This is a genomic window from Streptomyces sp. GDS52, from assembly GCF_052246875.1.
GTDB lineage: Bacteria > Actinomycetota > Actinomycetes > Streptomycetales > Streptomycetaceae > Streptomyces > Streptomyces cathayae.
The window spans coordinates 1,671,821-1,692,254 of the sequence record NZ_CM125966.1 but is presented as its reverse complement, the minus strand read 5'-3'; the positions used below and the strand labels follow the sequence as shown (position 1 = coordinate 1,692,254).

Here is a 20,434-nt window from a genome sequence, read left to right as displayed (position 1 = left end):
GCAAGGGACGACCGCGAGAGAACCGCGGGAGACCGGACTCCCAGTAAGGTGCGACCGCAGTGGATACAGCTTACTGGTTAGGTGACCCTAATGTATCCCCTGCGCCGCCCGTGGTCCGGTCGGCCCCCGCCGTTGTCCGGCTGTCGGTGTCTGATGGCAGGATCAAGGCATGCCTGACGAGCTCGATGCCACCCCCTACGACGCCCTGCTGCTGCTCTCCTTCGGAGGCCCCGAAGGCCCGGACGACGTGGTCCCGTTCCTGGAGAACGTGACACGCGGGCGCGGCATCCCCAAGGAACGCCTGAAGGAAGTCGGGGAGCACTACTTCCTGTTCGGCGGGGTCAGCCCCATCAACGAACAGAACCGCGCCCTGCTGGACGCGCTGCGCAAGGACTTCGCCGACCACGGACTGAACCTGCCGGTCTACTGGGGCAACCGCAACTGGGCGCCGTATCTCACCGACACCCTGCGCGAGATGATCCGCGACGGCCGCCGCCGCATCGTCGTCCTGGCGACCAGCGCCTACGCCTCCTACTCCGGCTGCCGCCAGTACCGCGAGAACCTCGCCGAGGCCCTGGAGACGCTGGCGGCCGAGGGCCTGGAGCTGCCCGAGGTCGACAAGCTGCGGCACTACTTCAACCACCCCGGCTTCCTGGACCCCATGATCGACGGGGTCGTCCGCTCGCTCGCCGAGCTGCCCGAGGAGGTGCGTGACGGCGCGCACATCGCCTTCTGCACCCACTCGATCCCCACCGCCTCCGCCGACACCTCCGGCCCCGTCGAGGAGCACGGCGACGGCGGCGCGTACGTACGGCAGCACCTGGACGTGGCCCGGCTGATCGCCGACGCCGTACGGGAGCGCACCGGTGTGGACCACCCCTGGCAGCTCGTCTACCAGTCCCGCTCCGGCGCCCCGCACATCCCCTGGCTGGAGCCCGACATCTGCGACCACCTCGAGGAGCGGCACGCGGCCGGGGCCCCGGCGGTGGTCATGGCCCCCATCGGCTTCGTCTCCGACCACATGGAGGTCATCTACGACCTCGACACCGAGGCCGCGGCCAAGGCGGGGGAGCTGGGACTGCCGGTGCGCCGCTCGGCGACCGTGGGCGCCGACCCGCGGTTCGCCGCCGCGATCCGCGACCTGATCGTGGAGCGCGCGGCCACCGAGCGCGGCCAGGAGGACGTGACCCCCTGCGCCCTGGGCGCCCTGGGCCCGAGCCACAACCTCTGCCCGGTGGGCTGCTGCCCGGCCCGCGCCGCGCGCCCCGCCGCCGCGGGCGCCGACAGCCCCTACGCGTGAGGAGCCCCGTGACCGACCCCCTGCACGCGGAACTGCTGGAGCTGGCCCGCGAGGCGGCGCGGCGCGCGGGCGAGCTGCTGCGGGACGGCCGGCCGGCCGACCTGGAGGTCGCCGCGACCAAGTCCAGCCCGATCGACGTCGTCACCGAGATGGACATCGCGGCCGAGAAGCTGATCACCGGGCTGATCGCCGAGCACCGGCCGGACGACGGCGTCCTCGGCGAGGAGGGCGGCACGACCGAAGGCACCAGTGGCGTCCGCTGGGTGATCGACCCGCTCGACGGGACGGTCAACTACCTGTACGGGCTGCCCACCTGGGCCGTCTCCATCGCCGCCGAGCAGGACGGCGAGACCGTGGTCGGGGTGGTCGAGGCCCCGATGCGCGGGGAGACGTACCACGCCGTCCGCGGCGGCGGCGCCCGTGCCACCGGTGCCTGGGAGGGCGAGCGCACGCTGACCTGCCGCCCCGCGCCGCCCCTCGACCAGGCCCTGGTCTCGACCGGCTTCAACTACGTCACCGAGGTCCGCACCCGGCAGGCCGGTGTCGCGCAGCGGCTGATCCCGCTCCTGCGGGACATCCGGCGGGGCGGCTCGGCCGCGGTCGACCTCTGCGACCTCGCCTGCGGCCGCCTCGACGGCTACTACGAGCGCGGACTGCACCCCTGGGACCTGGCGGCGGGCGACCTGATCGCCCGGGAGGCGGGCGCGCTGACCGGTGGACGGCCCGGTGAGCGCCCCTCGTGGGATCTCGCGGTCGCGGCCACCCCGGGCGTCTTCGAGCCCCTCCAGCGGCTGCTGGAGGACTTCGGCGCCTGGCACGACTGACGGACGGACGGCCGGGGAGACCCGCCGAAGACGACGAAGCGGGCCCCGGCGCTGGATTCGCCGGGGCCCGCTTCGAACGCACTCATGCGCAGGTACCGACGCGCCGCTACCGACGCGATCGGGCTGATCAGGCGCAGGACGCGCCGACCTGCACACCGTGCTCGGCGGCGAGCCGGCGCAGGTCGTCGAGCTCGCCCTGCTCCACCTCGACGAGGAAGTCGTCACCCTCGTCGCGGGCCCGGGACAGATCGGACTCGGTCGTCCTTATGCGCTGCAGAAGTCCTGCGGTGAAAGCGTCCATGCTGCGCCCCCTCGTCCTGGGTCGTGGGTCGACGGCACGGCGGCGTGCCGTTCGAAAGGGACGATCACGTCTGCGGTGGATGACCGGCGCCGCTCGGCCTGGGGCTGCGGCGTCGGACACCCGGTCCGCCCTGCGGGAAACGGACTGATGCGCACCACGGTGTGGCACGGTGCAAGCAGAGCGTGATCGCGGGATGTACACCCGTCCTCCCCAGGCTCCCTTCCGGGGAAACCTCGCCGCACGAGAAAATCTCGTATTTCCATGCTGTTCGTCCGGACGTTCCCCCGTCCTGTGCCCCCGCGCCACCGTCCGTTCCCGGTCGCGCCCCCGCCTTACAGCCGACTTATGGCCGAAAAGGGCAGGATGGAGGCAACACACCCACCCGTACCCTGCCCGCGTGCGCTCCGGAGCGCTGCCCGGCGGGACTTGAGGAAGGACCAGCGACGTGCGCGTACTCGTCGTCGAGGACGAGCAACTGCTCGCCGATGCGGTGGCCACCGGACTGCGCCGGGAGGCCATGGCCGTCGACGTCGTGTACGACGGTGCGGCAGCCCTGGAGCGCATCGGCGTCAACGACTACGACGTGGTCGTCCTCGACCGCGACCTCCCCCTGGTGCACGGCGACGACGTGTGCCGCAGGATCGTCGAACTCGGGATGCCCACGCGCGTGCTGATGCTCACGGCCTCCGGTGACGTCAGCGACCGGGTCGAGGGCCTGGAGATCGGCGCCGACGACTACCTGCCCAAGCCCTTCGCGTTCAGCGAGCTCATCGCGCGCGTGCGCGCCCTGGGGCGGCGCACCAGCGTGCCGCTCCCGCCGGTCCTGGAGCGCGCCGGGATCAAGCTCGACCCCAACCGCCGCGAGGTGTTCCGCGAGGGCCAGGAGGTCCAGCTCGCGCCCAAGGAGTTCGCCGTCCTCGAGGTGCTCATGCGCAGCGAGGGCGCCGTCGTCTCCGCGGAGCAACTGCTGGAGAAGGCCTGGGACGAGAACACCGACCCGTTCACCAACGTGGTGCGGGTGACCGTCATGACCCTGCGCCGCAAGCTGGGCGAGCCGCCGGTCATCGTGACCGTGCCCGGCTCGGGCTACCGGATCTGATCCCGTGGCCACCACCCCCGCACCCGCTCCGGGGTCCCCGCAGACACCTCCGAAGCCCACCTGGGACCCCCGCAGGCCGGTGCCGCCCTTCCCCTGGCTGCGCCCCACCATCCGGATACGGCTCACCCTGCTCTACGGCGGCATGTTCCTGATCGCGGGCATCCTGCTGCTGTCGATCATCTACCTGTTCGCCGCGAACGCGCTCAAGGTGGGCAGTGACCTGCCCTTCCGGATCCTCTCCGGACAGGTGTCCAGCGACACCTGCCAGCTGCGCAGCGCGCAGCTGCCCGCGGACGAGCTGAACAGGGCGCTGAACGAGTGCGTCAACGAGCAGCGCCAGCACGCCCTGGACAACCTGCTCAGCCGCTCCCTCCTCGCCCTGCTCGGCCTCGCGGTCATCGCCTTCGCCTTCGGGTACGCGATGGCCGGCCGCGTGCTGTCGCCGCTGGGCCGGATCACCCGCACCGCACGCGCGGTGGCGGGCTCCGACCTGTCCCGCCGGATCGAGCTGGACGGCCCGGACGACGAGCTCAAGGAGCTGGCCGACACCTTCGACGACATGCTGGAGCGGCTGCAGCGGGCCTTCACCGCCCAGCAGCGCTTCGTCGGCAACGCCTCGCACGAACTGCGCACCCCGTTGGCGATCAATCGCACACTCCTCGAGGTGCACCTCTCCGACCCGGACGCGCCGGTGGAGCTCCAGCAGCTCGGCAAGACGCTGCTGGCCACCAACGAGCGCAGCGAACAGCTCGTCGAGGGTCTGCTGCTGCTCGCCCGCAGCGACAACCAGATCGTCGAGCGCAAGCCGGTGGATCTCGCCGAGGTGGCTTCCCAGGCCATCGACCAGGTGCACGCCGAGGCGCAGGCCAAGGGCGTGGAGATCCGCGGCGACCACAAGCCCGCGGTCGTCCAGGGCAACGGCGTACTGCTGGAGCGGATCGCGCTGAACCTGGTGCAGAACGCCGTGCGCTACAACGTGGCCGAGCGGGGATGGGTGGAGGTCACCACCCAGGTCCAGCACGGGCAGGCGGTCCTGGTGGTGACCAACACCGGTCCGGTGGTCCCGGCGTACGAGGTCGACAATCTGTTCGAGCCGTTCCGGAGGTTGCGCACCGAGCGGACGGGCAGCGACAAGGGGGTCGGGCTGGGGCTTTCCATCGTCCGGTCGGTGGCGCGGGCGCACGGTGGGCACATCTACGCCCAGCCGCGCGAGGGGGGTGGGCTCGTGATGCGGGTCACCCTGCCGATCTGACATCATGTCGCCGACACACGAGGGCGTTCGCTTTCGGCAGAATTTTCGAAGAGTGCCCCCGCCGCCCCCGTGTGGGATCGCTCACAGGAGCGTTTCCCGCTTTCTCCACGCTCCGTGATCATGAACTCGCCGAAAGGCCGGGAAGGTCCTGGTTTTCGGGAGCCCTGGTCACGGGAAGTACACGGTGAGGCGGCTTTGAAGTGCCGCGTTCGGACCGTGTACGGTCCCCATCGCATCCACGCCGATCACTCGTGAGGAGTTCGGTTGGGTGTCGATTGAGTAACAGACCTTGATGTGAGGCAAAATCTCCGCCTCAGGTCGGGCACAAGTCCGGCCTCTCACGCGTTAGTGCGCTGGAGACACCGCATACACCCAGAGGGGGAGAGCGACCATGGCAACCGATTACGACACTCCACGTAAGACCGACGACGACGTCGACTCGGACAGTCTTGAAGAGCTGAAGGCCCGCCGTAACGACAAGTCGGCCTCGGCCGTGGATGTCGACGAGTTCGAGGCGGCCGAAGGCCTCGAACTGCCCGGGGCGGACCTCTCGAACGAGGAGTTGGCCGTCCGGGTCCTGCCCAAGCAGCAGGACGAGTTCACGTGCATGAGCTGTTTCCTCGTGCACCACCGCAGCCAGCTGGCCCGGGAGAAGAACGGTCAGCCGATCTGCCGCGACTGCGACTGAGGGCGGGTCGGCCGTGACTGGCTCGACCCCTCCTCGGAAGCGCCGTTTCCCCGCGAGGGGAGCGGACTCGGGGCCGCAGGACGGCCCTCAGCGCGACACGCGTGACCACGAGCGAGGCTCAACCGACACCGGGGCGGCCTCGCTCGAACTCGCGGTCGACCGGGGTGACCTCCCGGTATCCGCGGAGGTCACCACCACCGCACCGGTGGCTCGCCGGCGGGCCGCGGAGTTCCGGGACAAGGCCAGGGAAGGCGCCCGCAAGGGCGGTGCCCGCGCGCGGGCCGGCCTGGCGTACCTCACGGACCGGATCATCGACATGGCCCCGCGGGTGCCCGTGAGGGACCAGCAGACGCTGCGGGGGCAGTTCCCCGGGCTCGGTCCCGAGGAGCTCGCGGACAAGCTCGTGGCGGGCGCGGCGAGGGCCACGGCGACGGTCGGGGCCGGAGTCGGCGCGGCGGCGATGATGCCCGTGCCGCCCGCGATGCCCACGGAGCTGGCCGCCGAGATCACCGGCGTCGCCGCGATCGAACTGAAACTGATCGCCGAACTCCACGAGGTCTACGGCGTACGGCCCGCGGGCAGCCTCGCCCAGCGCAGCACCGCGTACCTGAACGCCTGGTCGCAGGAGCGCGGGATCGAGGCGACCAAGCCCTCCACCGTGAACGCGGCGATGAACAGCCGGATGAAGCGCGAACTGCGCCAGCGGATCACGAAGCGCACCGTGCGCAACCTGCCGAACCTCATGCCGTTCCTGGTGGGAGCCGCCGTCGGCGCGGTCATGAACCGCAGGGACACCAGAAAGCTCGCCGCCCGCATCCAGGCCGACCTGCGCAGGACCCAGGTCCCCTGGGACGCCCTGCCCGCGCTCCCGGCCCTCGAGACCCCGGCCGACGCCCTGGACCTGGGCCCGTTCATCGGTGAGGAGGGCGGACACGGAGCCCCCTGAACCCGGCTCCGTCCCCGTGCCGCCGTTCTGCCCGGTCGCAGGGCCCGCCGGGCCCCGCCCGGCGCGTGCTAGGCGGCGGTCTTCGCCGCCCGCAGTGCCTCCGCCAGCCGCTCCGGCTCACGCGTCGACAGGAAGGCGTACGGCGTCGGGTCCTCCGGGTCGGTGATCTCCACCCGCACCGCCCCCGGGACGTAGGCCCGCAGCAGCATGAAGCAGCGCGGGTCCGCCCGGTGGGTGCGCCAGGCACGGGCCTCCTCGGCGTCCAGGACCTCCACCTCGCCCAGTGCCGTCACCGGGATCCTCGCCTCACCGGCGATCAGCAGGCCGCCCACGACCCGGATGCGCGCCGAGCCGTACGCGCTGACCACGACCGCCGCCGCGGCGCTGCCGACGGCCAGGCCGCCGAGCATCGGCAGGGTGCCGAGCGGCAGCACGATCAGGGCCAGCGAGACACCCGCGAGCAGGGAGATCAGCCACCAGGAGCGGGGCGCGGTCAGGCGTTCTTCGTACGGGGCGGCGGAGAGCTGCATGGATCCAGCTTGGCAGGTGTCGGGGGACGGCGGACGCGCGGGTAAGGTCTGCGCCTGTGAGTGGTACTTCCTCAGTTCTCCAGCCCCCCGCCGATGCCGTGGAACCGGTGCGCCACCCGGACGCGCCCGCGCCCGGTGAGCTCCTGGGCGCGCACTACGGCCAGTGCTTCGGCTGTGGCGGCGAACAGCCCCACGGACTGCACCTCGAGGCGCGGGCCGGCGAAGGGGTGTCGGTCACCGCCGCGTTCACCGTGCGGCCCGCCCACCAGGGAGCCCCCGGCCTGGCGCACGGCGGGGTGCTCACCAGCGCCCTGGACGAGACGCTCGGCTCGCTGAACTGGCTGCTGCGGACGATCGCCGTGACCGGCAGGCTCGAGACCGACTTCGTCCGGCCGGTGCCGGTCGACACCACGCTCCATCTGGAGGCGGAGGTCACCGCGGTGGCGGGCCGGAAGATCTACTCCACCGCCACCGGACGCATCGGCGGCCCCGACGGCCCGGTCGCCGTCCGCGCCGACGCGCTCTTCATCGAGGTCAAGGTCGACCACTTCATCGACCACGGCCGCCCCGAGGAGATCCGGGCCGCCATGGAGGACCCGGACCAGGTCCGCCGCGCCCGTGCCTTCGAGGTGAACCCGTGAGCGAGCCCCGCCGCGGCGCACTCCGGGTCCTGCTCCGGCGCGTCGACCCGGACGTACCGCTTCCGGCGTACGAGCACCCCGGTGACGCGGGAGCCGATCTGCGCACCACCGAGGCGTGCGAACTGGCGCCCGGGGAGCGGGCCGTTCTGCCCACCGGGGTGTCTGTGGCGCTGCCCGAGGGGTACGCGGCCTTCGTGCACCCGCGATCCGGTCTGGCCGCGCGCTGCGGCGTCGCCCTGGTGAATGCCCCGGGGACGGTTGATGCCGGGTACCGTGGGGAGATCAAGGTGATCGTGGTGAATCTCGACCCGCGCGAGGCCGTGCGGTTCGAGCGCTTCGACCGGATTGCCCAACTGGTCGTCCAGCAGGTCGAGCGGGTCCGTTTCGTGCCGGTCGCGGAGCTGCCCCGCTCGGTACGGGCCGAGGGGGGCTTCGGGTCCACCGGCGGCCATGCCGCGGTGGAAGGTAAGAGCGGCACAAGCGTTCAGGCCGCCGAAGGCGGTACAGCGGGTGGGAATCGATACGCTTCGGTCGTATCCGACCGGGAAGGACAGTGACGTGTTCGGACGTCGCAAGAAGAGGGATGCCGCCGAGGGCGCGGCCGGCGAGGCCGAGCAGGTCGTCGACGGTGTCGACACGGAGGCCGGAGGCGAGCGCGAGCGGCTGAGGCTCGAGCCCGCACCGCGGCCCGACGGGCCCTGGGACAGTTCCGAGGTGAGCGCGCCCGGCGAGGGCCGGGTCGATCTGGGCGGTCTGTTCGTGCCCGGCGTGGACGGCATGGAGCTGCGGGTCGAGGTCGCGGGCGACGCGATCGTCGCGGCCACCGTCGTGGTGCACGACAGCGCCATCCAGCTGCAGGGCTTCGCGGCCCCCAAGCGCGAGGGCATCTGGAGCGAGGTCCGCGAGGAGATCGCGTCCGGCATCACCCAGCAGGGCGGCATCATCGACGAGGTCGAGGGCCCGCTGGGCTGGGAGCTGCGTGCCCAGGTACCGGTGCAACTGCCCGACGGCACGGGCGGTTTCCAGGTCGTACGGTTCGTCGGCGTGGACGGCCCGCGCTGGTTCCTGCGCGGGGTGATCTCGGGTCAGGGCGCGGTGCAGCCGCAGGCCGCCGGGCTGCTGGAGCAGATCTTCCGGGACACGGTCGTGGTGCGCGGGGACGGCCCGATGGCGCCGCGCGACCCGATCGTCCTGAAGCTGCCGGACGACGCCCAGATGGTCCCCGAGGGCGTGCAGCAGGACGAGGGCTCCGAGGGCTCCCGCTTCGCGGGCGGCATGGGGCAGCTGGCGCGCGGCCCGGAGATCACCGAGGTCCGCTGAGCCCGTCGAGTCGGTCGAGCGGGGCAGGGGCCGCACCCGGCCGGGTGCGGCCCCTGCCCCGCTCGACCGCTCCGGCCCGTTGATCGACAGGGCGTCCGGCAGCGATACTGGCGGCCCGGTCCGGCGGCGACGTGCGCGACCGGTACCCGGGGGAGGGCGGGCGAATGAGCCAGGCGGTCGGTCAGGTGGGCACCGAGACCATGGTGCGCGTCGAGAACGTGCACAAGTCCTACGGCACCGGAGCCACCGCGGTCCACGCCCTGCGCGGTGTCTCCTTCGACGTACCGCGCGGTGAGCTGATCGCTCTCAAGGGGCGCTCGGGATCCGGCAAGACCACCCTGCTCAACATCGTCGGCGGCCTCGACACCCCGGACGAGGGACGGGTCACCGTCGACGGGCTCGACCTCGCCGGCCTGGACGAGAACGGGCTGCTCGCGCTGCGCCGGGACCGGATCGGCTTCGTCTTCCAGTCCTTCGGGCTCATCCCCATCCTCACCGCCGCCGAGAACGTGGGGGTCCCGCTCCGGCTGCGCCGCGCCGACCCGCGCGAGCGCGAGGAACGCGTGGACCTGCTGCTGTCCCTGGTGGGCCTCGCCGACCACGCGGCACAGCGGCCGGGCGAGCTGTCCGGCGGCCAGCAGCAGCGGGTCGCCATCGCCCGCGCCCTCGCCAACGACCCGGCCCTGCTCATCGCCGACGAGCCGACCGGCCAGCTCGACGCGGAGACCGGGCACTCCGTGATGGAACTGCTGCGCGCGGTGGTGCGCAGCGAGCAGGTCACCGCGGTCGTCGCCACGCACGACGCGACCCTGCTCGGCCTCGCCGACCGCGTCCTGGAACTCGGCGACGGCGAGATCGTCGAACCCTGACGGCCGACCGGCGGCGTCCAGCCGAGTCCTTCGGGGCTCGTCGGTGCCCGTCGGGGTTCGACGGCCTTCGTCAGGGTTCCGTCAAGGACGCGCTCACCACCCCGAGCAGCATCTTTCGCCGCACCGGACGACCGTAGGGTCGACTCTGCACGGGCAGTAAGGGCCACCCGGACAGCACTGCCCTCAGACCGGAAGACAATGAGGCCGTGACTCCGCTCCCCTCCCGAAGGAAGGGGGCTTCCCACCCGAAGGTTGCGGTCCAGCCCGAACCGATCCCTCGCGGGACACCAGAGACGTACATCAGAGATTCGATCCCCCCGCCGGCTGAAGCCGGTGGTTCCCTCGAAAGGGGTCCGATGGGACGCGGCAGACTTCGGATCCACCTCGGCGCGGCACCGGGCGTCGGCAAGACGTACGCGATGCTCTCCGAGGCGCAGCGCCGTGTCGAGCGGGGCACCGACTGCGTGGTGGGGTTCGTCGAGCACTACGACCGGCCGCGCACCAGGGCGCTGCTGGACGGCCTCGAACAGGTACCGCGCAAGGAACTGGAGCACCGCGGCGCCCTCCTTCCCGAGATGGACCTCGACGCCGTCCTCGCCCGCCGCCCCCAGGTGGTCCTCGTCGACGAACTCGCCCACACCAACGTGCCCGGCGTGCGCAACGCCAAGCGCTGGCAGGACGTGGAGGAGCTGCTGGCCGCCGGGATCGACGTGCTGTCGACCCTCAACATCCAGCACCTGGAGTCCCTCGGTGACGTCGTGGAGTCGATCACCGGCGTACGGCCGCGGGAGACCGTACCGGACGAGGTGGTCCGGCGGGCCGAACAGATAGAGCTGGTCGACATGACGCCCGAGGCGCTGCGCCGCCGGATGGCGCACGGCAACGTGTACCAGCCGGACAAGGTCGACGCGGCCCTGTCGAACTACTTCCGCCCCGGCAACCTCACCGCGCTGAGGGAGCTCGCGCTGCTGTGGGTGGCCGACCGGGTCGACGAGTACCTGCAGCGGTACCGCAGCGAGCACGACGTCTCGGCCATCTGGGGCTCACGCGAACGGATCATGGTCGGCCTGACCGGCGGCCCCGAGGGCCGCACCCTGATCCGCCGTGCCGCGCGGCTCGCGGAGAAGGGCGCCGGGGGCGAGGTGCTCGCGGTCTACATCGCCCGCGGCGACGGGCTCACCGCCGCCTCGCCGGGGGAGCTGGCCGAACAGCGGACCCTGGTGGAGAACCTGGGCGGCACCTTCCACCACGTCGTCGGGGACGACATCCCGGCCGCCCTGCTCGCCTTCGCGCGCGCGGCGAACGCCACCCAGATCGTGCTGGGCTCCTCACGCCGCAAGGCGTGGCAGTACGTCTTCGGTCCCGGCGTCGGCGCGACCGTCGCACGGGACTCCGGTCCCGACCTGGACGTGCACATCGTCACCCACGAGGCGATCGCCAAGGGGCGCGGACTGCCGGTGGCCCGGGGCGCCCGGCTCGGACGGTCCCGGGTGGCGTGGGGCTGGGCGGTCGGGGTGGCGGGTCCCGCGGTGCTGGCCCTGCTGCTCAACGCCTTCGACCCGGGCCTGGCCAACGACATGCTGCTGTTCCTGGCGCTGACCGTGGCGGCGGCCCTGCTCGGCGGCCTGCGGCCGGCCCTGGCCTCGGCGGCCTTCGGCTCGCTGCTGCTGAACTACTTCTACACCCCGCCCCTGCACCGCTGGACGGTCTCCGACCCGAAGAACATCGTCGCCATCGTGATCTTCGTCGCCGTCGGTGCGGCGGTGGCGTCCGTGGTCGACCTCGCCGCCCGCCGCACCCATCAGGCGGCCCGGCTGCGCGCCGAGTCGGAGATCCTCTCCTTCCTGGCCGGCAACGTGCTGCGCGGCGAGACCGGTCTGGAGGCGCTGCTGGAACGGGTCCGCGAGACCTTCGGCATGGAGTCGGCGGCGCTGCTGGAACGCGCCGGCGACGTCGAGCCCTGGACCTGCGCCGGGCGGGCCGGCACGGGACCGGTCCTCGAACGGCCCGACGACGCGGACGTGGACGTTCCGGTCGGGGACCACATGGCGCTCGTCCTGACCGGCCGGGTCCTGCCCGCCGAGGACCGCAGGGTGCTGGGCGCCTTCGCGGCCCAGGCAGCCGCCGCCCTGGACCGCCGGCGACTGCGCGCCGAGGCCGACCGGGCGCGCACCCTGGCCGAGGGCAACCGCATCCGCACCGCCCTGCTGGCCGCCGTCAGCCACGACCTGCGCACCCCGCTCGCCGGGATCAAGGCGGCGGTCTCCTCGCTGCGCTCCGAGGACGTCGACTGGTCGCCCGAGGACCGGGCCGAGCTGCTGGAGGGCATCGAGGGCGGCGCCGACCGGCTGGACCACCTGGTGGGCAACCTGCTCGACATGTCCCGGCTGAACACCGGCACGGTCACCCCGCTGATCCGCGAACTCGACCTCGACGAGGTGGTGCCCATGGCCCTCGGCGGGGTCCCCGAGGGCAGCGTCGCCCTGGACATCCCGGAGACGCTGCCCATGGTCGCCGTCGACCCCGGGCTGCTGGAGCGGGCGGTGGCCAACCTGGTCGAGAACGCCGTCAAGTACGCTCCGTCCGGCACCATCGTCCTGGTCGCCGCGAGCGCGCTCGCGGACCGGGTCGAGGTGCGGGTGGTCGACCGCGGCCCCGGCGTCCCCGATGACGCGAAGGACCGCATCTTCGAGCCCTTCCAGCGTTATGGTGACGCCCCGCGCGGTGCCGGTGTCGGCCTCGGCCTGGCGGTGGCACGCGGCTTCGTGGAGGCCATGGGCGGCTCGCTGAACGCGGACGACACCCCCGGGGGCGGCCTCACCATGACCCTGACCCTCCGCGCGGCGGGCGCCTCGCCGGAACCCGGCCGCCCCGCCGCGACGGAACCCGGCCGCCCCGCGGAGCCGGCCCGTACCGCAGAACCTGAAAGACCTGAAAGGCAGTCCTCATGACCCGTGTGCTGGTGGTCGACGACGAGCCGGCGATCGTGCGCGCCCTCGTGATCAACCTCAAGGCCCGCTCGTACGAGGTCGACGCCGCCCAGGACGGTGCCGAGGCCCTCCGCCTGGCCGCCGCCCGCCACCCCGACGTGGTCGTCCTCGACCTGGGCCTGCCCGACATGGACGGCGTCGAGGTGATCAGGGGGCTGCGCGGCTGGACCCGGGTGCCGATCCTGGTGCTCTCCGCCCGGCAGGCCTCCGACGAGAAGGTGCAGGCGCTCGACGCGGGAGCCGACGACTACGTCACCAAGCCCTTCGGCATGGACGAGCTGCTGGCCAGGCTCCGCGCCGCCGTGCGCCGGGCCGAGCCCTCCGCCGAGGACGACCTGAGGGTGGAGACCGACGGGTTCACCGTCGACCTGGCCGCGAAGAAGGTGCACCGGGACGGCAAGGACGTACGGCTGACCCCCACCGAATGGCACCTGCTGGAGGTGCTGGTGCGCAACGGCGGCCGGCTGGTCGCGCAGAAGCAGCTGCTGAAGGAGGTCTGGGGGCCCTCGTACGGGACGGAGACCAACTACCTGCGCGTGTACATGGCGCAGCTGCGCCGCAAGCTGGAGGCCGACCCGTCCCACCCGAAGCACTTCATCACCGAGCCGGGCATGGGCTACCGCTTCGAGCGGTGAGCGCACACCCCGGTGACCGCACGTCCAGGTGAACGCGCGCCCCGGCGGTTCGAGCCGGTTCACCAGGGGGTACGTAACCGTCGGAGCACCCCGGTACGCTTTCAGACATGAGTGCTGTTCCTCGCTCGGACAAACCGGCGGGCCGGTTCCGGCGTATGCTCGATCGGCTCTCCTCGTCGCAGGAGGACCTGGAGTCCGAGGAGCTGCGCGAGGACACGGAGACCACGGGCTGCACGCGGATAGACGACTGCCAGGACCGGCAGATCGTCACGGTTACTGGTACCTTGCGCACGGTCACGCTCCGGCCGCGCGCGGGGGTCCCGGCACTGGAGGCCGAACTGTTCGACGGCTCCGCCGCGCTGGACGTGGTGTGGCTCGGCCGGCGCTCCATCGTCGGGATCGAACCGGGGCGCAAACTGATCGCATCGGGCCGCATCGCCATGAGCAGGGGTCGCCGGGTGCTGTTCAATCCGAAATACGAACTGAGACCCCTCGGACGGGAGTAGCCGGTGACGTCGCTCGACAAGCCGACAACCGAAGACACATCTGCCGACGACGCCAAGGCGGTGACCGAGGCCGCCCTGTTCGAGGCGTTCGGCGGAGTGCGGGGCATGGTCGAGACGGTGCTGCCCGGACTTCTCTTCGTCAGCATCTACACGATCAACAAGGACCTGCACATGTCGGCGATCGCGGCGCTCGCCGTGTCGCTGGTGATGGTCGTGGTCCGGCTGGCGAGGAAGGACACCGTCAAGCACGCCTTCAGCGGCGTCTTCGGCGTCGGCTTCGGTGTGGTCTTCGCGATGATGACCGGCAACGCCAAGGACTTCTACCTGCCGGGCATGCTCTACACCCTGGGCCTGGCCCTCGCGTACATCATCACCGCGATGGCCGGGGTCCCGCTGATCGGCCTGATGCTGGGCCCCGTCTTCCGGGAGAACCTCTCCTGGCGCACCCGTAACCCGGGCCGCAAGAAGGCGTACACCAAGGCCAGTTGGGCCTGGGGTCTGATCCTGCTCGGCAAGTGCGCGATCCTGTTCCCGCTGTACTGGTGGGCGGACACGACGCAGCTGGGCTGGGTCCTGGTCGCCCTGAAGATCCCGCCGTTCCTGCTCGCCGTGTACCTGACGTGGGTGTTCCTGGCGAAGGCGCCGCCGCCGATCGACGTGTTCGCGGAGATGGAGGCGGAGGAGCGGGCCGAGGAGGAGCGCAAGGCCGCCCGCGAGGCGGAGACGGCGAAGCCGGCGGAGAACGGCGGGGCGACGACGACCGGCCGGCACCGCCGCCCCTGAGTTCCTTCCGCAGTCGCGTACGTGAGTGGGGGCGCCCGGAGAACACCGGGCGCCCCCACTCACGTACAGCCCCGCCGGACCGGCGCTAGCGTGCCGCGTCGTTCCGGCGTACCGACAGCAGGTCCTCCAGTTGCTCCTCGCGGGACTGGGCGGCCACGAAGAGCAGTTCGTCGCCCGCCTCCAGGGAGTCCTCCCGGGTCGGCGTGAGAACGCGCGTCCCACGGATGATCGTGACCAGCGAGGTGTCCTGGGGCCACTGGACGGCGCCGACCTGGGTGCCCGCCAGCGCCGACTCCTCGGGCAGGGTCAGCTCGACCAGGTTGGCGTCACCGTGGCTGAAGCGCAGCAGCCGGACCAGGTCGCCGACGCTGACCGCCTCCTCCACCAGGGCCGACATCAGGCGCGGGGTGGAGACGGCGACGTCCACGCCCCAGGACTCGTTGAACAGCCACTCGTTCTTGGGGTTGTTCACCCGGGAGACGACGCGCGGGACGCCGTACTCCGTCTTCGCCAGCAGGGACACGACCAGGTTGACCTTGTCGTCGCCGGTCGCGGCGATGACGACGTTGCAGCGCTGGATCGCCGCCTCGTCCAGGGAGGTGATCTCGCAGGCGTCGGCGAGCAGCCACTCGGCCTGCGGAACGCGCTCGACCGAGATGGCGGTCGGCGCCTTGTCGATGAGCAGGACCTCGTGGCCGTTCTCCAGCAGCTCGCCCGCGATCGAGCGGCCGACGGCGCCGGCTCCGGCAATGGCGACCCTCATCAGTGACCGCCCTCCTCTTCGGGGCCCTTGGCGAACGCCGCCTCGACCCGGTCGATCTCGTCGGTGCGCATCATCACGTGCACCAGGTCCCCCTCCTGCAACACCGTCTGGGAGCTGGGCAGGATCGCCTCGCCGAGCCGGGTGAGGAAGGCCACGCGGACGCCGGTCCGGTCCTGCAGCTTGCTGATCCTGTGCCCCACCCAGGCCGGGGAGGTGTGCACCTCGGCGAGCTGGACCCCGCCGGTGGGGTCGCGCCACAGCGGCTCCGCGCCCGAGGGGAGCAGCCGGCGCAGCATCTGGTCGGCGGTCCAGCGGACCGTCGCGACCGTGGGGATGCCCAGGCGCTGGTAGACCTCCGCGCGGCGGGGGTCGTAGATGCGGGCGGCGACGTTCTCGACGCCGAACATCTCACGGGCCACCCGCGCGGCGATGATGTTGGAGTTGTCCCCGCTGGAGACGGCTGCGAAGGCGCCGGCCTCCTCGATGCCCGCCTCGCGCAGGGTGTCCTGGTCGAAGCCGACCCCGGTGACCCGGCGGCCGTTGAACGCGGAGCCCAGACGGCGGAAGGCGGTCGGGTCCCGGTCGATCACGGCGATCGTGTGCCCCTGCTCCTCCAGGGTCCGAGCCAGGGCGGAACCCACTCTTCCGCAACCCATGATGACAATATGCATGGCCTCACACCGCGCTTCCTGCAGGCCCGTCGATCTTCATGGCCATCGTGCTCATGTCTCTCTTTCGGCTCGCCGGGCACCCCGTGGCGGCCTGAGTGCGGACCGCCGGGCAACATCATGCCGGGGCGGAGCGCCTCCGATGTCCTCCGGGGCTCCGGTCGCAGCGTGTGGGGGCCGTGTGCGGCTGCCGCGTCCGGGCGCCCGGGTCCAACGTATCGGCACGGCGGGACGATCAGCGGCGGGTGATGCTGCGCATGCTGGCCAGGGCCAGGATCCCGAGACAGAGAAGCGCGGCCACGGCACCGATCAGTTCGGCGGACGCGTGCATGGAACCTCCACGGAGGGGCGGCGGACGGGGCCCGGTCATAGCCCAGTCATATAGGCATGGAACCGACGCCTCCCGCGGAACCCGCAGCGCCACCACCCCGTGTTTTCACCCGGAGAGCAGAGGCGCCCGCCCCCGCCGCGCCCCGCGACACGAGCCCCGTACGGAAGCCGTATGGATGTGAGCGGCGGACGGGAGTCCCTGTGTTCGAAGGCATACGATCCTCAGTTGTGTCCAAACTGACCGACGTGCCCAAACGCATTCTCATCGGGCGCGCGTTGCGCAGCGACCGCTTGGGCGAAACGCTTCTGCCCAAGCGCGTCGCACTCCCCGTCTTCGCCTCCGACCCGCTGTCGTCCGTGGCGTACGCACCCGGTGAGGTCCTGCTCGTCCTCTCCGTCGCCGGTCTGTCGGCGTACCACTTCAGCCCCTGGATCGCGCTCGCGATCGTCGCCCTGATGGTCACCGTGGTCGCCTCCTACCGGCAGAACGTGCACGCCTACCCCAGCGGTGGCGGCGGCTACGAGGTGGTGACCACCAACCTGGGCCCCAGGGCCGGCCGGACCGTCGCGAGCGCCCTGCTGGTCGACTACGTCCTCACCGTCGCCGTGTCGATCTCCGCCGGCGTCGAGAACCTGGGGTCGGCGATCCCGTTCGTCGTCGAGAACAAGGTGGCCTGCGCCATCGCCGTGATCGTGCTGCTGACGCTGATGAACCTGCGCGGCGTCCGGGAGTCGGGCACCCTCTTCGCCATCCCGACGTACGTCTTCGTCGCGGGCGTCTTCACCATGATCGCGTGGGGCGCGTTCCGCGGCGTGGTGCTCGGCGACGAGATGCGGGCGGCGACGGCGGACTTCGAGATCAAACCCGAACACCCCGGCCTGGCGGGCTTCGCCCTGTTCTTCCTGCTGCTGCGCGCCTTCTCCTCCGGCTGCGCCGCGCTCACCGGCGTCGAGGCGATCTCCAACGGCGTCCCGGCCTTCCGCAGGCCCAAGTCCAAGAACGCGGCGACCACGCTCGCGCTGATGGGCCTGCTCGCCGTCACCATGTTCTGCGGCATCATCGCCCTGGCCGGCGCGACCCGGGTGCGCATGGCCGAGAACCCGGCCACGGACCTCTTCCACCACGGCGTACCGCTGGGTCCGGACTACGTACAGCACCCGGTGATCTCACAGGTGGCCGAAGCCGTGTTCGGCCAGGGCAGCCTGCTGTTCCTCCTCCTGGCCGGCGCCACCGCGCTGGTGCTGTTCCTCGCCGCGAACACCGCCTACAACGGCTTCCCGCTGCTCGGCTCGATCCTCGCCCAGGACCGCTACCTCCCGCGTCAGCTGCACACCCGCGGCGACCGGCTCGCCTTCTCCAACGGCATCGTGCTGCTGGCCGGCGCCGCCATCGTGCTGGTGTGGGTGTACGGCGCCAGCACGACACGCCTGATCCAGCTCTACATCGTCGGGGTGTTCGTGTCCTTCACCCTCAGCCAGATCGGCATGGTCCGGCACTGGAACCGCCTGCTGGCCGTCGAGAAGGAGCAGGCCAAACGCCGTCACATGATCCGCTCCCGGGCCATCAACGCCTTCGGCGCCTTCTTCACCGGCCTGGTCCTGGTCGTCGTGCTCGTCTCCAAGTTCACCCACGGCGCCTGGGTCGCGCTGCTCGGCATGTGCGTCTTCTACGTGACGATGACGATGATCCGCCGGCACTACGACCGCGTCGCCGAGGAGGTCGCCGCACCGGAGGAGCCGAGCGACGACATGGTGCGCCCGTCCCGGGTCCACTCGGTCGTCCTGGTCTCCAGGATCCACCGCCCCACCCTGCGCGCCCTCGCCTACGCCAAGCTGATGCGCTCCGACAGCCTCGAGGCGCTCAGCGTCAACGTCGACGCGGCGGAGACCCGGGCGCTGCACGAGGAGTGGGAGCGACGCGGCATCGAGGTGCCCCTGAAGGTGCTGGACTCCCCCTACCGCGAGGTCACCCGGCCGGTCATCGAGTACGTCAAGAGCCTGCGCAGGGAGTCGCCGCGGGACGTGGTGTCCGTGTTCATCCCCGAGTACGTGGTCGGCCGCTGGTACGAGCAGCTGCTGCACAACCAGAGCGCGCTGCGGCTGAAGGCCCGGCTGCTGTTCACACCGGGCGTGATGGTGACCTCGGTGCCGTACCAGCTGCAGTCCTCCGAGGTGGCCAGGCGGCGCGCCCGCAAGCGGGCGGACTGGTCGGCGCCGGGTGCGGTGCGGCGCGGTCCGGTCGAGCGGGGTTCGGCCGAGCGGGGTTCGGAGCAGCGGTCCAAGGGCTCCTCCAAGGACACGTAGACTGGACGGCTGTCGTCGCGGGCCACTGCCCGCATCTTCGCCCCCGATGTTGTGGAGTCACCCCGCCATGCAGGCAGAACCGAGGAAATCACTGGTGGGGGAGGAGTACGAGGTCGAGGTCGGCCCCGTCGCCCACGGAGGCCACTGCATCGCCCGTACGGCCGAGGGACAGGTGTTGTTCGTCCGGCACACGCTGCCCGGTGAGCGGGTCGTCGCGCGGGTGACCGAGGGCGAGGAGGGGGCCCGCTTCCTGCGCGCGGACGCGGTGACGGTGCTCGACGCCTCCAAGGACCGGATCGACGCCCCCTGCCCGTACGCCGGGCCCGGCCGTTGCGGCGGCTGCGACTGGCAGCACGCCAAGCCGGGAGCACAGCGGCGGCTGAAGGGCGAGGTCGTCGCCGAGCAGCTGCGGCGGCTCGCCGGGCTCACGCCCGAGGAGGTCGGCTGGGACGGCACGGTGGTTCCCGCCGAGGGCGACAAACTCCCCGCCGGCCAGGTCCCGGCGTGGCGCACGCGCGTGCAGTACGCGGTGACCGCCGACGGCCGCGCGGGACTGCGCCGGCACCGCTCGCACGAGGTCGAGCCCATCGACCACTGCATGATCGCTGCGGAGGGCGTCAGCGAGCTGGGCATCGAGAAGCGGGACTGGACGGGCATGGACTCCGTCGAGGCGATCGCCGCGACGGGCTCGCAGGACCGCCAGGTAGTCCTGACCCCGAAACCGGGTGCGCGCCTGCCCCTGGTCGAACTGGACCGCCCCGTCTCCGTCCTGCGCATCGACGAACGCAACGGTCAGGTCCACCGTGTCCACGGCCGCCCCTTCGTCCGTGAACGCGCCGACGGCCGCACCCACCGGGTCGCAGGCGGAGGCTTCTGGCAGGTCCACCCGAAGTCGGCGGACACCCTGATCACCGCGGTCATGCAGGGTCTGCTGCCCCGCAAGGGCGACACGGCCCTCGACCTGTACTGCGGCGCCGGCCTGTTCGCGGGCGCGCTGGCCGACCGGGTCGGCGAGCAGGGCGCGGTCCTCGGCATCGAGTCCGGCAAGCGCGCGGTGGAGGACGCCCGGCACAACCTCGCCGACTTCCCCCGCGTCCGCATCGAGCAGGGCAAGGTCGACTCGGTCCTGCCCCGCACCGGAATCACCGAGGTCGACCTCGTCGTCCTCGACCCGCCCCGCGCGGGCGCCGGCCGCACGACCGTGGCCCACCTGACCTCCCTGGGCGCCCGCCGCATCGCCTACGTCGCCTGCGACCCGGCCGCCCTCGCCCGCGACCTGGCGTACTTCCGGGACGGCGGGTACCGGGTACGGATGCTGCGCGTGTTCGACCTGTTCCCGATGACGCATCATGTCGAGTGCGTTGCCATCCTTGAGCCGGTGGCTAAGGGGTCCTGACCTGCGGTTTTGTGCGTGCGCATTATGTGCGGTGTGGGCGTTACGGGCGATATCTTGACGCTGAAATGACGCTCGTGACGCTCATTTGACGCTCGTTCTGACGGAGTGTCAGGCGCATTGTCGGGCAGGTTAGACACTGTCAAGGTGGCAAGGATCGATGCGGCGACAAGGACAGGCGACGCTGAGTGTGGCATGGGCGTGAAACAGCTGAAAGATCATTGACCAGGTCAGGAGCGCGTCACCACCCATCAAAGCAGGTCACCGGACTGCCGGGTCAGTAGCCTGCTCG

Annotated in this window: 20 protein-coding genes; 16 read left to right on the top strand and 4 right to left on the bottom strand. The window is 71.5% G+C overall.

The window, feature by feature from the left end; translation table 11 throughout:
* The first annotated feature begins 169 nt into the window (after positions 1-169).
* Both ACTWJ9_RS07645 and ACTWJ9_RS07640 read left to right on the top strand, forming a co-directional pair.
* Positions 170-1,300, top strand: a complete 1,131-nt coding sequence (locus ACTWJ9_RS07645; RefSeq protein ID WP_279333383.1) for a ferrochelatase — start codon at positions 170-172, stop codon at positions 1,298-1,300.
* 8 nt (positions 1,301-1,308) lie between these two features.
* Complete coding sequence (locus ACTWJ9_RS07640; protein ID WP_279333382.1) at positions 1,309-2,124, top strand: inositol monophosphatase family protein; 816 nt, start codon at positions 1,309-1,311, stop codon at positions 2,122-2,124.
* A gap of 127 nt (positions 2,125-2,251) precedes the next feature.
* On the opposite strand, the gene ACTWJ9_RS07635 is transcribed toward ACTWJ9_RS07640, so the two are convergent.
* Positions 2,252-2,425: a hypothetical protein gene (locus tag ACTWJ9_RS07635; RefSeq protein WP_279333381.1), complete on the bottom strand. Its 174-nt coding sequence runs from the start codon at positions 2,423-2,425 to the stop codon at positions 2,252-2,254.
* Positions 2,426-2,870: 445 nt separating this feature from the next.
* Here ACTWJ9_RS07635 and ACTWJ9_RS07630 point away from each other — a divergent pair, with 445 nt between their 5' ends.
* The 4 genes from ACTWJ9_RS07630 (at position 2,871) to ACTWJ9_RS07615 (ending at position 6,410) form a co-directional block, all read left to right on the top strand.
* On the top strand, positions 2,871-3,524 hold the full coding sequence (locus ACTWJ9_RS07630) for a response regulator transcription factor (RefSeq protein ID WP_109380166.1): 654 nt from the start codon (positions 2,871-2,873) through the stop codon (positions 3,522-3,524).
* A gap of 4 nt (positions 3,525-3,528) precedes the next feature.
* Positions 3,529-4,776 carry a sensor histidine kinase gene (locus ACTWJ9_RS07625; RefSeq protein ID WP_384209452.1) on the top strand — a complete coding sequence of 416 codons (1,248 nt, stop codon included), beginning with the start codon at positions 3,529-3,531 and terminating at the stop codon, positions 4,774-4,776.
* A gap of 391 nt (positions 4,777-5,167) precedes the next feature.
* Positions 5,168-5,464 carry a DUF4193 domain-containing protein gene (locus ACTWJ9_RS07620; RefSeq protein WP_003993510.1) on the top strand — a complete coding sequence of 99 codons (297 nt, stop codon included), beginning with the start codon at positions 5,168-5,170 and terminating at the stop codon, positions 5,462-5,464.
* Positions 5,465-5,477: 13 nt separating this feature from the next.
* A complete protein-coding gene (locus ACTWJ9_RS07615; protein ID WP_387042177.1) occupies positions 5,478-6,410 on the top strand; it encodes a hypothetical protein in 933 nt (310 codons plus the stop codon).
* 68 nt (positions 6,411-6,478) lie between these two features.
* On the opposite strand, the gene ACTWJ9_RS07610 is transcribed toward ACTWJ9_RS07615, so the two are convergent.
* A complete protein-coding gene (locus tag ACTWJ9_RS07610; protein WP_279333378.1) occupies positions 6,479-6,940 on the bottom strand; it encodes a DUF3093 domain-containing protein in 462 nt (153 codons plus the stop codon).
* Positions 6,941-6,996: 56 nt separating this feature from the next.
* Between ACTWJ9_RS07610 and ACTWJ9_RS07605 the strand changes: the two genes are divergently transcribed.
* The 8 genes from ACTWJ9_RS07605 (at position 6,997) to ACTWJ9_RS07570 (ending at position 14,684) form a co-directional block, all read left to right on the top strand.
* Entirely contained in the window at positions 6,997-7,581 is a 585-nt protein-coding gene (locus tag ACTWJ9_RS07605; protein WP_279333377.1) for a PaaI family thioesterase, read from the top strand.
* Complete coding sequence (gene dut, locus ACTWJ9_RS07600; RefSeq protein ID WP_384209462.1) at positions 7,578-8,138, top strand: dUTP diphosphatase; 561 nt, start codon at positions 7,578-7,580, stop codon at positions 8,136-8,138. Before ACTWJ9_RS07605 ends, dut begins: the two co-directional genes overlap by 4 nt.
* A 1-nt stretch (position 8,139) precedes the next feature.
* Positions 8,140-8,901 (top strand): DUF3710 domain-containing protein, encoded by a 762-nt coding sequence (locus ACTWJ9_RS07595; protein ID WP_279333375.1) that lies wholly within the window; start codon positions 8,140-8,142, stop codon positions 8,899-8,901.
* A gap of 164 nt (positions 8,902-9,065) precedes the next feature.
* Positions 9,066-9,770 (top strand): ABC transporter ATP-binding protein, encoded by a 705-nt coding sequence (locus ACTWJ9_RS07590; protein ID WP_279333374.1) that lies wholly within the window; start codon positions 9,066-9,068, stop codon positions 9,768-9,770.
* A 356-nt stretch (positions 9,771-10,126) separates the two neighbouring features.
* A complete protein-coding gene (locus ACTWJ9_RS07585; RefSeq protein ID WP_443295479.1) occupies positions 10,127-12,721 on the top strand; it encodes an ATP-binding protein in 2,595 nt (864 codons plus the stop codon).
* Positions 12,718-13,395 carry a response regulator gene (locus ACTWJ9_RS07580; protein ID WP_387042354.1) on the top strand — a complete coding sequence of 226 codons (678 nt, stop codon included), beginning with the start codon at positions 12,718-12,720 and terminating at the stop codon, positions 13,393-13,395. The genes ACTWJ9_RS07585 and ACTWJ9_RS07580 overlap by 4 nt, the downstream gene beginning before the upstream one ends.
* 107 nt (positions 13,396-13,502) lie before the next feature.
* Positions 13,503-13,901, top strand: a complete 399-nt coding sequence (locus ACTWJ9_RS07575) for an OB-fold nucleic acid binding domain-containing protein (protein WP_109380175.1) — start codon at positions 13,503-13,505, stop codon at positions 13,899-13,901.
* Between the two features lie 3 nt (positions 13,902-13,904).
* A complete protein-coding gene (locus tag ACTWJ9_RS07570; RefSeq protein ID WP_279333372.1) occupies positions 13,905-14,684 on the top strand; it encodes a DUF3159 domain-containing protein in 780 nt (259 codons plus the stop codon).
* A gap of 85 nt (positions 14,685-14,769) precedes the next feature.
* Here the strand turns inward: ACTWJ9_RS07570 and ACTWJ9_RS07565 are convergent, their stop codons facing one another.
* Positions 14,770-15,447, bottom strand: coding sequence for a potassium channel family protein (locus tag ACTWJ9_RS07565; RefSeq protein ID WP_279333371.1), 678 nt, complete (start codon positions 15,445-15,447; stop codon positions 14,770-14,772).
* Positions 15,447-16,118: a potassium channel family protein gene (locus ACTWJ9_RS07560; protein WP_279333370.1), complete on the bottom strand. Its 672-nt coding sequence runs from the start codon at positions 16,116-16,118 to the stop codon at positions 15,447-15,449. Before ACTWJ9_RS07560 ends, ACTWJ9_RS07565 begins: the two co-directional genes overlap by 1 nt.
* 555 nt (positions 16,119-16,673) lie before the next feature.
* On the opposite strand from ACTWJ9_RS07560, the gene ACTWJ9_RS07555 reads away from it, so the two are divergent.
* On the top strand, positions 16,674-18,749 hold the full coding sequence (locus ACTWJ9_RS07555) for an APC family permease (protein ID WP_387038888.1): 2,076 nt from the start codon (positions 16,674-16,676) through the stop codon (positions 18,747-18,749).
* Between the two features lie 67 nt (positions 18,750-18,816).
* Entirely contained in the window at positions 18,817-20,145 is a 1,329-nt protein-coding gene (locus ACTWJ9_RS07550) for a class I SAM-dependent RNA methyltransferase (protein WP_443295478.1), read from the top strand.
* Positions 20,146-20,434: the final 289 nt, after the last annotated feature.